The sequence below is a fragment of the Aquisphaera insulae genome, assembly GCF_011064615.1.
Classification (GTDB): Bacteria; Planctomycetota; Planctomycetia; order Isosphaerales; family Isosphaeraceae; genus Aquisphaera; species Aquisphaera insulae.
Window position 1 is genome coordinate 301,874 of record NZ_JAALJH010000001.1, and the last position, 13,614, is coordinate 315,487.

8 protein-coding genes are annotated in these 13,614 nt (G+C 69.0%); all 8 read left to right on the forward strand.

Annotation, left to right across the window (positions count from 1 at the left end; translation table 11 throughout):
• The 8 genes from G6O54_RS01030 (at position 1) to G6O54_RS01065 (ending at position 12,909) form a co-directional block, all read left to right on the forward strand.
• Entirely contained in the window at positions 1-1,740 is a 1,740-nt protein-coding gene (locus G6O54_RS01030) for a glycosyltransferase family 4 protein (protein ID WP_165219278.1), read from the forward strand.
• Positions 1,741-1,742: 2 nt separating this feature from the next.
• Positions 1,743-2,954: a glycosyltransferase gene (locus G6O54_RS01035; RefSeq protein WP_165219280.1), complete on the forward strand. Its 1,212-nt coding sequence runs from the start codon at positions 1,743-1,745 to the stop codon at positions 2,952-2,954.
• Positions 2,955-3,037: 83 nt separating this feature from the next.
• Complete coding sequence (locus G6O54_RS01040) at positions 3,038-5,953, forward strand: serine/threonine-protein kinase (protein WP_250846652.1); 2,916 nt, start codon at positions 3,038-3,040, stop codon at positions 5,951-5,953.
• A complete protein-coding gene (locus G6O54_RS01045; protein WP_165219282.1) occupies positions 5,950-6,813 on the forward strand; it encodes a calcium-binding protein in 864 nt (287 codons plus the stop codon). The genes G6O54_RS01040 and G6O54_RS01045 overlap by 4 nt, the downstream gene beginning before the upstream one ends.
• 341 nt (positions 6,814-7,154) lie before the next feature.
• Positions 7,155-9,080 (forward strand): SpoIVB peptidase S55 domain-containing protein, encoded by a 1,926-nt coding sequence (locus G6O54_RS01050; protein ID WP_250846653.1) that lies wholly within the window; start codon positions 7,155-7,157, stop codon positions 9,078-9,080.
• Positions 9,081-9,157: 77 nt separating this feature from the next.
• On the forward strand, positions 9,158-11,314 hold the full coding sequence (locus G6O54_RS01055; protein WP_165219284.1) for a hypothetical protein: 2,157 nt from the start codon (positions 9,158-9,160) through the stop codon (positions 11,312-11,314).
• Between the two features lie 3 nt (positions 11,315-11,317).
• Entirely contained in the window at positions 11,318-12,244 is a 927-nt protein-coding gene (locus G6O54_RS01060; protein WP_165219286.1) for a DUF1559 family PulG-like putative transporter, read from the forward strand.
• A gap of 26 nt (positions 12,245-12,270) precedes the next feature.
• Positions 12,271-12,909, forward strand: coding sequence for an HAD family hydrolase (locus G6O54_RS01065; RefSeq protein ID WP_165219288.1), 639 nt, complete (start codon positions 12,271-12,273; stop codon positions 12,907-12,909).
• The last annotated feature ends 705 nt before the right edge of the window (positions 12,910-13,614 follow it).

A 13,614-nucleotide genomic window follows, 5' to 3' on the forward strand; every position in this document is an offset into this window, starting at 1 on the left:
ATGTGCCCCATCAACACCGACGTGCCACATCCGCTGGGCCTCATCTACGACGACGACGCCTACGTCGAGATCGAGGCGCGCCGAGACCCGACGAGCGATGGCCGTGCCGCCGGCCTCATGGGCCGGCAGGTCGCCGGTCAATCATTCCTCGGTGCCCTGCTCCGCCATGGCACCTGGACGGATCTCGCCGTGCTCGCCCGCCATCCGGGCGCGGAGCGGTCGCTGGAGCGAGCCTGTCGCGAGAATCCATCCGAACGTCCCAGGAGGCTGCATCTCTTCGACGAGAGCCGGCTGCTGGACGACCCGCGGGGCCTCCCGCCCGCCCGGCTCCTGCACATGCCCTCGCCGCTCGATTCGCGCCACGCCTGGGCGCGGCAGTCGATGGGCGCCTCCTCGTTTAGCCTGACGGGGGTGACGCATACCCTCTGCGCCGCGGAGGCCGTCCGCCAGCTCTGCGACATGGTCACCGCTCCGTTCGAGGCGCACGACGCCCTGATCTGCACGTCGTCCGCGGTCGTTCGCATGGTGAGGACGGTGACCGACGACTACGCGGCGTACCTCCGTGACCGGCACGGGGGCTCGCCATCGGTCCGCGTCCGGCTGGAGACGATCCCGCTCGGGGTCGATCTCGACCGGTTCCGTCCCGCCACGCCCGAGGAGCGGGCCGACTGGCGGTCGAGGCTGCGCGTGGGCGACGATGAGATGGCCGTGCTCTTCGTGGGCCGGCTGGCCCATCATGCCAAGGCACACCCTTTCCCGATGTTCCGCGCCTGCGACCTGGCGGCCAGGTCGTCGGGCCGATCGATCCACCTCATCCTGGCCGGGTGGGCGCCGCATCGCGCGATGCTCGACGCGTTCATCGAGGGCGCCCGGACGTTCGCGCCGGGCGTGAAGGTGACGCTCCTCGACGGGATGAACGCCGACGTCCGGTTCGGCGTCTGGAAGGCGGCGGACGTCGCCGTCTCGCTGGCGGATAATCTCCAGGAGACCTTCGGGCTGGTCGTCGTGGAGGCGATGGCGAGCGGACTGCCCGTCGTGGCCACGGACTGGGACGGATATCGCGATCTCGTCGAGCACGAGATCACCGGCCTGCTGGTCCCCACCGCGATGGTCGCCGGCGCCACGACGGGGACCACGGCGAGGCTGCTCTACGGAGCGATCGGGTACGACCAGTTCCTCGCCGAGACCAGCCAGTCCATCTCCGTGGACGTGACCGCCGCCGCCGCCGCGATCGGCCGCCTGGCTGCCGACGAGTCCTATCGTCGCGAGCTGGGAGCGGCGGGCCGGGCGCGGGCCGTCGAGAACTACGCCTGGCCGGTCATCATTGCCCGCTACGAATCGCTCTGGAGGGAACAGGAATCGATCCGCGAGTCGCTGGCAGCCACCGCCCCGATCACGCATCCTCCCGCGATCTACCCGCCGCCGGATCGCTCATTCGCGGGCTATCCCTCGCGCTGGATCCTCGGCGACCCCCAGGAGGTCGCCGCGACGGAACGGGCCGCGAGCGACCTGGCCCTCTTCCTGGATCTGCCGTTGACCCACCACGCCGCCGAGGCTCGCATCGGGGATGCGGGCCTGATACGGAAGGCTCTCGCCGCCGCGAGCCCCCGATGTTCGGTCGCGAGGCTGGACGACCTGTTCGCGTCGGCCGGCGTCGATTCGGGCCGGGCTCGGGCGACCCTGGCATGGCTTCTCAAATACGACCTCCTTCGACTCGTCGACCGCCCCGGGACCGAGTGACCATGCGGATCCTCTTCGTCCACCAGAACTTCCCCGCGCAGTTCGGCCACATTGCCCATCACCTGGCGAAGTCGCGAGGCTGGACGTGCGACTTCGTTACTCAGCCGACCACCGCCGCGCTCGACGGAGTGAGGACGATCCCCTACACGATCAGCGGGGGGGCACGCGAGACCACCCATTACTTCAGCCGGACGTTCGAGAATGCGGTCTGGCACGCCCACGCCGTCTACCAGGCCTGCCAGGCGGTCCCCGATCTCGCTCCGGACCTGATCGTCGGCCACAGCGGTTTCGGATCGACCCTCTACCTCCCGGAGCTGTTCCCGGGCGTCCCCGTGCTGAACTACTTCGAGCACTTCTACCATCCCCACGGCTCCGACCTGGACTTCCGCCCCGACTTCCCCCCCGAGCCTCGAGACTTCCTTCGGGCCTCGACGCGGAATGCGATGATCCTCCTGGACCTGAACAACTGCCGGCTGGGCTATAGCCCCACGCACTACCAGCGAAGTCTCTTCCCCGCCGAGTACCAGCCCAGGATCGAGGTCATCTTCGACGGCATCGAGACGAACGTCTTCCATCGCCGCGAGAACGTCCCTCGGCGCGTGGGGAACCGGGAGATCCCGCCAGGGACCCGGATCGTGACCTACGTCAGCCGCGGCTTCGAGTCGATGCGCGGATTCGACATCTTCATGCGAGCGGCCCGCCTCATCGCTCGTGAGCATCCGGACGTGCTCTTCGTGGTCGTCGGCAGCGACCGTGTCTGTTACGGGGGGGACGAGAAGCACATCCGCCATCGCACCTTCCGGGAGCACGTCATGGCGCAGGATGATTACGACCCGAGCAAGTTCCTCTTCACGGGTCTCGTGCCGACGGACGCCCTGGTCGACATCCTCAGCCTGAGCGACCTTCACATCTACCTGTCGGTGCCGTTTGTGCTCTCGTGGTCGCTCATGAACGCCCTCGCCTGCGGATGCGTCGTCCTGGCCTCCGACACGGAGCCGGTCCGCGAGGTCATCCGAGAGGGCGAGACGGGCCTCCTCGCCGACTTCTTCGACCACGAGGCCTTCGCGCGGCGGGCGATCGAGGTCCTCCGCGAACCTCGTGCGTTCCGAAGCCTCGGGGATCAGGGCGCCGCCATGATCCGGGAGCACTACGCCCTTTCCGCGATCCTCCCGAAGCTGGTCGGACTCTTTCAGCGGGCCGTATCGGGCCCGTGAAAAATGACCTTCGTCTCGACGCTGGTTCGTTCGATCGACACGATCAAGGATCCCCAGGCCAAGGTGACTCGGAGCCACGCCCGATGAGCGAGACGCGCAACCCTCCCGCGGTCGACACGACCGTGATACCGTCGGGAACGCCGGCGGGCGAGACGGTCGAGGCCGCAACGGCCGCCGCGACCGTCGGCGCCGCGGCTCCCTCGATGTCTCCCACGATGGACGTCAGCCCCGGCCCGCCCCGCACGGAGCATCCCGCGACGGTCGTCGGCCAGTCGCCGAGCATGGAAGGGACGCTCCCCGACCGGCGGGCCGATCCGGGCGAGACGCTCGACGAACCGCGCCGGGCGGACACCACGCTCGCGGGGGGAGCGTCCGTCACCGATCCGGGTTCGCGCGCCGGATTCGACCTCGATCTCGACGCCACCGAGGATCCGGATCGGACCGAGGCCCCGACCACCGAGCCGGGAGGAGGGGCCTCCGCGCGGCGTCGGCCGCGAGCGGCTGGCGTCGAGGTCCCTGGCTACGAGATCATCGCCGAGATCGGCCGCGGCGGCATGGGAGTCGTCTACAAGGCGAGGCACGTTCGGCTCAACCGCCTGGTCGCCCTCAAGATGATCCTGGCCGGTGCCCATGCCTCGGACGACCAGATCGCAAGGTTCCACATCGAGGCCCGGGCCGTCGCCCAGATCCAGCACGAGGGGATCGTCCAGATCCACGAGGACGGCGACCACGACGGGCTGCCGTACTTCTCCCTCGAGTTCGTCCCCGGGGGGAGCCTCCATCAGTTGATCGGCGGCAAGCCGCAGCCCCCCCGGGCCGCCGCGTCGATGGTGATGGCCCTCGGCCGGGCGATGGCGGAGGCCCATTCCAAGGGGATCATCCACCGGGACCTGAAGCCGGCCAACGTCCTGCTCACACTCGACGGCAAGCCCAAGATCACGGACTTCGGCCTGGCCAAGCAGATGGAAGCGGACTCGAAGCAGACCCGCTCCGGCGCGATCATGGGGACGCCCTCCTACATGGCCCCGGAGCAGGCGTGGGGCCAAACCCACGAGATCGGGCCTCTCAGCGATCAGTACGCGCTGGGGGCGATCCTCTACGAGATGCTCGTCGGCCGTCCCCCCTTCCAGGGTGCGACGGCCCTGGAGACGCTCGAGCTCGCCCGGACCCAGGAGCCGGTCCCGCCGACGCGGCTCCAGCCCAAGCTGCCGACCGACCTGGAGACGATCTGCCTCAAGGCGCTCCAGAAGGACCCCGCCAGGCGATTCGCCGACGCCGCCGCGATGGCGGAGGACCTGCGGCGGTTCCTCGACGGCGAACCGATCGTCGCCCGCCCCGTCGCCGCCCCCGAGCGGTTCTGGCGTTGGTGCAAGCGGAATCCCAGGGTCGCGGCCCTCGCCGGAGTGATCGCGCTCATGGGGATCGGGATCACCGTCGGGTCGGCGGCGTTCGCCTCCTCGCTCAGGAAGCTCAACGGGGAGCTCACGAATGCCTACACGAAGGAGGAGAGCGCCCGCAAGACGGCGCAGGCCAACGAGCTCGCCGCAATCCAGGCCCGGAACGAGGCGATCGCCGCCACCAAGGGGGCCTTCGCGCAAAATCGCAACGCCCTCGAGGCGCAGCGAGTCTTGAGCGTCCTGCTCAATCAGCGGCTACTCTCGATCCCGGGGACCCAGGGGATCCGCGAGGAGCTGATCAACACGACGCTGACCGGCCTCGAGGCGACCATGGCGTCCCTGGAAGGCCTCGGAACCGTCGCGCCCGATCGGGAAGGGAACGCGCTGGCGCTGAGGACGCTCGCGGGGATCAACCAGCGAGCCGGGCTGATCGCGATGGAGTACGGCAAGTACGACGAGACGGCCCGCTACTTTCGACGCATGGAGGAGCTCGCCGAGAAGCTGGCTGCCGCCGACCCCGGGGCCGTCGAGCCCATCAAGGTGAAGGGGAGCGTGAAGGCGACCGTCGGCGACTTCGAGCTGGACCGGATCGGCGACGCCGAGGCCGCCCTCCGGCACTACGAGGAGGCCCTGGCTCTGCGTCGCGACTGGCTGGCTCGCGAGCCGTCGAACGACGAGGCCAAACGGGGCGTGGCGAACATGCTCGGTGCCCTCGCTCGGGCCCGCCTCCAACTGGGGGCCCCGGCGAAGGCGCGCGACCTCTACCGCGAGGAGATCGCGCTCCGCGAGCAGCTTTCTCCGTCCCTCGCCGGACAGGTCGAGGTCCGACGGGAACGGGCCGGCCTCGAGGACAAGCTCGGCGACCTGGAGGTCTCGCTCGGCGATCCGGCGGCGGGCCGAGCCCACTTCGAGCGGGCGCTCCGGCTCCGCCGCGAGATCGCGGCCGAGAACCCTGGCGAGACCCAGGCCCAGCGCGACGTGCTCCTGTCGCTGGAGAAGCTGGGGAACGACGCGTTGATCGCGCGTCGGGACGCGAGGGCGGCCCTCGCGCCCTATCGCGAGGCGCTCGACGGCTTCGTCGCGCGACTCAAGCTGGAGCCGTCGTCGGTTCAGGCCCGGATGGACGTCGCGCTGGCCCATTACTACGTCGCCACGGCCGAGCTTCGTGCCGGGGATCCGAAGGCGGCGGCCTCTCATTACCGCGCGTGTCGCGATATCCGCGAGGAGCTGGCGAAGGATCCGAAGACCAAGATCAGCACCCTGGACCTGATGCTCGACCTCGCCCGGACCGGCGACCACGCAGGGGCCTCGGAGATCGCCGAGGCGATGATCAAGGAGCCGCCCCTCGATGCACGCGTCTACTTCCAGGCCGCGTGCGGCTTCGCGCTCTCCGCCGGCGCCGTGGCCGATTCAGGCCCGTCCGATGCGAGTGCCCGACAGGCCCGGCACTATACCGACCGCGCCTTCGACGCGCTCCGCCTCGCGCTCAAACGCGGCTGGAGGAGCGCCGACCAGGTCGCGACCGACCCCGATCTCGACCCGATCCGCGCCGATCCCCGGTTCGCGACGCTCCTCGAGGACTTCCGGAAGGCAGGGCCGTGAGAATCCTGGTCGCCATCCCCCATTACTTCGACGCGGCCGGCTCCTCCCCGGAGTCGTTCCGCCACGGTTCCCTGTCTCGCGACCCGGCACCGAGGGCCGCCGCGCTCACCGCTTGCCTCTCCGCCCTGAGGCAGACGTTCGACGGCCCCCAGGTCATGATCGACCTGGCCACCCGCCGAGCCGTCCCGGCGAATCACCGATTCGTGGCGTCGAAGCTGGACATCGTCGTCTGCACGACTCGCGGGTGCCACCTGCTGTCCGGCCTCTCGATTCCCCGGGACGACTACATGCATCAGCCGGCGGACGTGGAGCCGCTCCTGCTGGGATTCGAATGCCACGCCGCCCTGCACGAGCGGATCGGCGACTACGACTACTACGCCTACCTCGAGGATGATCTGGTCGTCACCGACCCCTGGTTCTTCGCGAAGCTCGCCTGGTTCCACGATCAGGTCGGGGTCGAGTCGCTCCTCCTCCCCAACCGGTACGAGGTCGCCAGCGGCCGCGTCGCGAGGAAGGCTTACCTCGACGGCGATCTCGCGCCTGAGGTCACGGCCCCGTTCCAGGACCCGACCGATCGGCCCGAATTGCGGTCGAGCTTCCTGGGCGTGGATGCCCGGTTCGTCCGGCCGCTCAATCCCCATTGCGGCGGCTTCTTCCTATCCCTGGACCAGATGCGACGCTGGGCCCTGCGGCCCGATTTCCTGGACCGCGACTGCAGCTTCATAGGCCCGCTGGAGAGCGCCGCCAGCCTCGGCATGATGCGTACCTTCCGCGTCTACAAGCCCGCACCGGAAGTCGCCAGCTTCCTCGAGATCGCCCATCACGGGACGGGATTCATCGACAACCTGCGGTACTCCTAGTCTGACGACGTTCGGTTGTATCGGACGAATGACGCGAATCCGGGGGGACACTGGATAACTTTGGTTGCAGTTTACTATTCGTTGACTCGATGATAAGCACAGTCTAGTATTCGTATGGGCGATTGAAGTACGACCAAGTCCCATCACGTCCTCGAAGACGTGGCACTCTATCGACCTCGCTTCCAGTCTCGCTCCGCGTGCTCTGAGTCTCCGCTCCCCGCCTCGGATCTCATCCCTTCGCGGGATGCTGGTCCTCGCGGGCTCCCTCCCTTCTCCGGGCGGAGATGTGTCAGGCACGACAGGTCCCGGCTTCCTCCTCGTACCACGGGAGACCGCGCCGCATGCACGCTCTAGCGCACTCCATCCGCATCGGAATGGCCCTTTCCTTCCGGCTGATCGGGGTCGTCCTGGCGATCGGGTTCGCGATCACCACGGTCGCCGCCGACGAGCCGGATCCGAAGTCCTACTGGGACGTCAAGGATCTGCGCCCCGGGATGAAAGGGACCGGGCGGACGGTGATGGTGGGGACCCGGCTGGAGGAGTTCGGCGCCGAGGTGCTGGGGGTGATGCGCGACGTCAGCCCGGGGCGGGACATGGTCCTCTGCCGCCTGACGGGGTGCAACCTCGAGCACGCCGGGATCATTCAGGGGATGAGCGGGAGCCCGATCTACATCGACGGCAAGCTCGTGGGGGCGGTCGCCTACGCCTGGGAGTTCGCCAAGGATCCGATCGCCGGCGTGACGCCATTCCAGCAGATGGTGAGCTACGTCCGGGCCAGCGACCGCCGGCTCGCCGCCGAGTCCCGCGATCGGTCCCAGGGCAAGGGCTTGCAAGCGGCGCGTCTGGCCGTCTTCCCCGAGCTGCTGGATCCCTCCGAACCCAACTCACCCGACGCGGCCTCGCCCAGCCCCGAAGCCCCCCTGCCCCTGGCCGGTGGCGGCATGGCCGGCATGCGGCCGATCGTCACGCCGCTGGCCGCGTCCGGGTTCAGTCCCCGTGCCCTCGCCCAGCTCGAGACGAGCCTGCGCCCGCTGGGAATGGCGCCGATGGCCGGCGGCATGGCCCCGGACCACGTCCTTCGCGAGGAGAAGTCGTGCGCCCTCAAGCCGGGCTCGCCCCTCTCGATCGCCATGGTCATGGGCGACTTCGACCTCTCCGGGATCGGGACGGTCACGCATGTGGAGGGGGGACGCGTCTACGGCTTCGGGCATCCGATGTTCAGCCTGGGCTCCTGCGAGATGCCGATGATGACCGGCTACATCCACACCGTCTATCCTCGCGCCAGCGTCAGCATGAAGATGGGCTCGCCGCTCCACGTCGTGGGGGTGATCGATGCCGACGTCAGCACCTGCGTCGCCGGCCGGATCGGCCCCGAGCCCGACATGCTGCCCGTCAGCGTCCGCGTCAAGACGGGCCGGTACGCGGACTCGAGGACGTACCGGGTCCGGATCGTCCGCGAGCCGACCCTCCTGCCGAACCTGCTGCTCTCGGTCCTGACGAGCGCCATCGACACCGAAGGGAACTTGCCGGAGGAGCTGACGGCCCGGCTCTCCGCCACCTTCAAGATCAAGGGGCAGGAGCCGATCACCCTCGCCGACACGTTCAGCGGCCCGCGGTACGGCGGCCAGTCCGGCGCCTCGACACTCTTCGGGCCGCTCGCGGCGATCGCCAACATGCTCGTGCACAACCCGTTGGAGCCGATCCGGATCGAGGAGATCGAGTGCCTCGTGGAGATCGAGCCGGGGCGGAAGGTGGCCACGATCGAGTCGGTACGACTGCTCTCCGACACCGTCGAGCCCGGGAAGGCCCTCCGCGCCTTCGTGACGCTCAAGCCGTTCAAGGGCGAACGCGAGATCCTCGAGGTCGAGCTGCCCATCCCGGCCGACTTCCCGGAAGGGGCCCACGAAGCCCTCTTCACGGACGTCTCGGGCTCGATCCGCCGCCGGTTCCGCAACGAACCTCCGCTCTCGGAGCCTCGCGACCTGGCGACCTTCATGAGGTCGATCCGAGTGCAGACGGAGCCGCGGCGGACGGCCGTCTACGGCCATGTCGCGACGCCGGAGCGCGGCCTGGCCGTCGGCGGCCACGAGCTGCCGAACCTCCCCGGCAGCGCCCGGGCCGCGTTCGCGTCGCGGAAGGAAGTCGCCCCTCAGCCGATCCGCTCTGACCTCATCACCGCCAGGCCGGTCGGCTGGGTCGTCGAGGGGAGCCAGAGTCTCCGCTTCACCGTGGCCAGGGACCCGGGGCTTTCGCTATCGTGGAAGTGAACCGCCCCGGCCGCTTGGAGTGGCGAAGGTAGACGATTCCAGCTCCTGGACCCGCCCTGGGAAGGGATTTCCGCGTCATGATCAAGCCCCCGATGCGCCTCGTCGCCGCGACCCTGATCGGACTGGCCCTCACCCTGCCCGCGACGGCAAAACTGGAGACCTGGCGGCAGGAAGGCCCGGCGGGCTTCGCCCGGAATCGTCGCGAGCGGATCGTGCTTTCGGACCAGGGCCGCGCCCGCCTCGGGCGCGAGCTCGAGCCAACCGGCTCGCTCCCCGCGGAACGAGTCTGGGACCTGGCACGAGGGAAGGACGGCGCGGTCTATGCGGCCACGGGCGACGGCGGCAAGGTCTTCCGGCGGGACGCAAGGGAAGGATCGACCTGGGTGCAGGTCCTCGCCGCAGCCGACGGTGAGGTCCTCTCGATCGTCACGACCCCGGACGGCCACACCTTCGCCGGGACCGGGCCGACCGGCCAGGTCGTGGACGTGACCGACCCGGCCCATCGGTCCTCTCGTCCCGATCCGCACGTCCAGTACATCTGGGACCTGGCGGCGGACGGGTCCGGGAATCTGTATGCGGCGACGGGCCCGACGGGGCAGCTGTGGAAGCGAACGCGAGCGGGCACTTGGTCGCTCCTCCTCGACAGCAAGGCGAGCCACCTCCTCTCGGTCGCGGTCACACCCGATGGAATCGTCTACGCCGGCAGCGATGGCGAGGGCCTGATCTACCGGATCGAGAAGGACGGCAAGGTTTCGGTGGTTTACGACGCACCTCAATCGGACATTCGTGCCCTGGTGGTCGCGACCGACGGGACGCTTTTCGCCGGGACGGCCGCGGAATCGAACGCGAATGCCAGTCGGCTCGCCGCGCTATTCTCCCCTGCCGCGGACGGGCTGGATGCCGGTCCTTCCTCGGTCGGTGGGGTTCGGTCCTCGGCTCCGACCGGAGCCGCCGGACACGTGGAGGCGGCGAGGGTCCCTCAGGAGCGTGCCCCCCTGGCCGAGCGAAGGCCGACCGCGTCCGGAACCGCCGCACTGAGAACCCTCATGCCGGGCGAGAACGCCGTCTATCGGATCGAGGCCGACGGGGCCGTGCGCGAGATCTTCCGCGCCCGGGCCCTGATCTTCGCGCTCGGATGGTCCGCCGATCGACTCCTCGTCGGGACGGGGCCGGATGGGCAGCTTTATGAGATCCGCGATCGCGACGCGGAGAGCACGCCGCTGGCGAAGCTTGACAGCGGTCAGATCCTGTCCCTGCTGCCCGAACCCGAAGGCGGGATCCTGCTCGGCACGGGCGATCCCGGCACGGTAGTGAGGTTATCCTCCCGTCACGCTGCCCGGGGAGAGATCGTCTCGGAAGTCCACGACACAAGACTCCGGTCCCGGTTCGGAGCCCTCTCCTGGCGGGCCGACACGCCACCCGGCACGACCGTCTCACTCCAGGTACGCACCGGGAATGTCGGCGAGCCGGACGAGACCTGGTCCGCGTGGTCGGCCGAACAGACCATCGCCTCGTCGTCACGCGCCGATGTGCCGGCCGGGCGGTTCGTCCAGTATCGGGCCAGGCTCGCCACAAGCGATCCGGCCGTCACGCCGGAGCTCGCAACGGTCGCCCTCTCCTACCGCTCCGTCAACCTGCCACCGGAGATCACGAAGCTCGACGTCCCCGACGTGAGCGTCGCCGACGGATCGACCCGCCAGGCACGCATCAGCGTCCGCTGGGAGGCGATCGATCCCAACGACGACGACCTCGCCTTCACGCTCCAGGTCCGCAAGGACGGCTGGCCGAGCTGGATCTCGATCACCCCGTCGGCGATCACGGAGAAGAGCTTCAACTGGGACGCGACGACGTTCCCCTCGGGGACCTACCGGATCCGCCTCTCGGCCACGGACCGGCCGTCGAACGGCGAGGGGGACACGCTCACTCGAGATCGCGAGAGCGGCCCCTGCCTCATCGACCACGAGCCGCCGACCGTTTCGATCGACCCGAAGCGCGATCAGGCCGGGATCTCCCTGAGCGATGGCCTGACCCGACTGGCGAAGGCCGAGTATTCGCTCGACGGCGGAGCCTGGACGCCCCTCTTCCCGGACGACGGCCTCTTCGATACGCTTCGAGAAGCAATCACTCTCCCCCTGTCCGGCCTGAAGCCGGGTGCCCACATGCTGATGGTCCGCGGGACCGACGCCGCGGGTAACGTGGGCACAGGGGATGCGCTCCTCACCGTGAAGGATTGATTGATGTCCCCCCGGCTTCCACGACGCGCCGGGGCCACGGCGGCCGATCTTGCGGTGGGCCTGGGCCTGGCCGCGGCGGTCCTCCTCACCGCCCTCATGGCCCTTCCTCGCAGTCGCGAGCAGGCCCGTCTTGCCGCCTGCCAGCGGAACCTGGGCCAGATCGGCCTGGCGCTGGCGCTGTATGACGGGATGGAACGGCACCTGCCGGCGATCGGCAACCTGGAGGTCATCGACGCCTCCTCGTCGCCGCAGGCCGCCCCGGCTGGACCCGGGCCATTGCGGGCCTTGCTGGACACGCTTGGCCTGGAGAACTTCCAGGGCTTGAAGCCGGGAGGCGACCTGCCTCGAGCCGCCGGATCGGTCCCGGAAGAGGGCCCGGTCGCCGGCTTCGTCTGTTCGAGCGACGCCATGGCCACGACTCGCAAGCTCCGCGCCCCGGTCAGCTACCGGGCGGTTACCGGGGGAGACACGCTGGGTCGCGACGGAGCGTTCGCACCGGGTCGGTTGCTCCGGATCGAGATGGCGGAGGCATCGGACGGCGCCAGCTTCACGGCCGCCTTCTCGGAACGGAAGGTCGGCAACGGTCGCGACGAGCAGGGTTACGAGGGCAATTTCGCCGCCGCCCCGGGCCCGATCCCGCCGGGAGGTTGCCCCGAACCCGGGGGGTTGCACTGGTATGGAGACGCGGGCTCGTCCTGGGTCCGGGCGGGCTATCGCTCAACTCTCTACAATCACTCCCTGACGCCGAACGCCGCCCCGTCCTGCGTCGCCACGGACGGAAAATCGGCCGCGATCGGCGCCTCGAGCGGCCACCGCCAGGGCGTGAACCTGCTCATGCTGGATGCCTCCGTGAGGCTGGTCACCCCGACCGTCTCCTCGAAGGTGTGGAAGGAATTCGCCTCCCTGACCGACAATGAGCGTCCGCGTTGAACTCGTCCTCTCGGGATGCACCGATCATGACCCGGCCCGCGCTGATCTTCGACTTCGGCAACGTGGTGGGATTCTTCGACTATTCCCGGATGTATGATCGATTCGGCCGACGGCTGGGCGTCACGGGGACGGACCTGGAAGCGAGCCTGGCCAGGAAGGGAGTGGCCTCGCTCGGGCGCGAGTTCGAGCTCGGCAAGATCTCCGCGGAGGAGTTCGCCCGGCGGGTGTCGGATCTCGCCGGGCTGGACATGGGCTACGAGGAGTTCGAGTCCGAATGGCCGGACATCTTCACGCTCAACGAGCCGGTCGCACGGCTCGTCGAGGGCCTCGACCGGGCCGGCTATACCCTGCTCCTCGGTTCCAACACCAATGCCCTCCACGCGCGGTGCTTCCGGAGCAAGTTCCGGGAGACGCTGGACCGCTTCGATCATCTGGTCTTCTCCTTCGAGCTGGGTGTCATGAAGCCCGATCCGGCCTTCTTCGCCGCGTGCGTCGCCCTGGCCGGCGTACCGGCCGAATCCTGCATCTTCATCGATGACGCGGCGGCCAACGTCGCCGGAGCCATCTCCGCCGGCCTGCGCGGCGTCACGTATCGCGACCCGGCCGGCCTGGTGGCCCAGCTCGCCGACCTGGGCGTCTGCGCACCGGCCGCAAGCCAGGCCTGACGCCGACCGCCGTCCCGAGGGGATCGAAGCTGATCGATTCCGGGCCGGCCGAACCGCAAAGCGCTCGTGCATGATGATATCTTCGAAGTGACTCAACGTAATGGTTAGGCCGATCCTTGCGGACCTCCCCGCCCATGTCGATTTCGAGGATCGGCGCGGAGGCGCGGACGAGGGGGCTCGACGAGGCGGCGAGTCGCGGTCGAAAACCGGCGAGATCCCTGCGGCGGTTTGACTTCTGGGTTCCAGAGGACAGACTCGTACTAACGCGTATTCCCGCGTCGAGCGACCCGGAATTCGTCTGTACAACCCACCTCGCCATCACTTCCTCGAATTCTTTCCCCAAAGGGCTTGACGAACGGAATCGACCTAGTCATCATTGACTGCGTGCATGGAGCCAACCACACAAACACGGTAGCGAGAGTCGCCGGCGGCGCGCCTCGTGGGGCGAGGCGCGGCAATGGCGCTCGACGGGAAGTGGAGCATCCGGGCGTTGCGAGGCCGAGGGGTTTCCCGCGGTCGAGGCGAGCCCGGATGCGGTGCGGAAGCAAACAACCGAGAGGCGTTCGCCGCGGGGTCGGCGGGCGTCGAGGAGCGAGGATCGGTCCGCGGTCAGGTCCAGGAGTCCGTCACATTCCGGTCGGCCGTCGGAGGGGTGCGGGGTCCCGCGCCGAAGGCGGCCGCGGCGGCGAATTCGGGTAGATCATC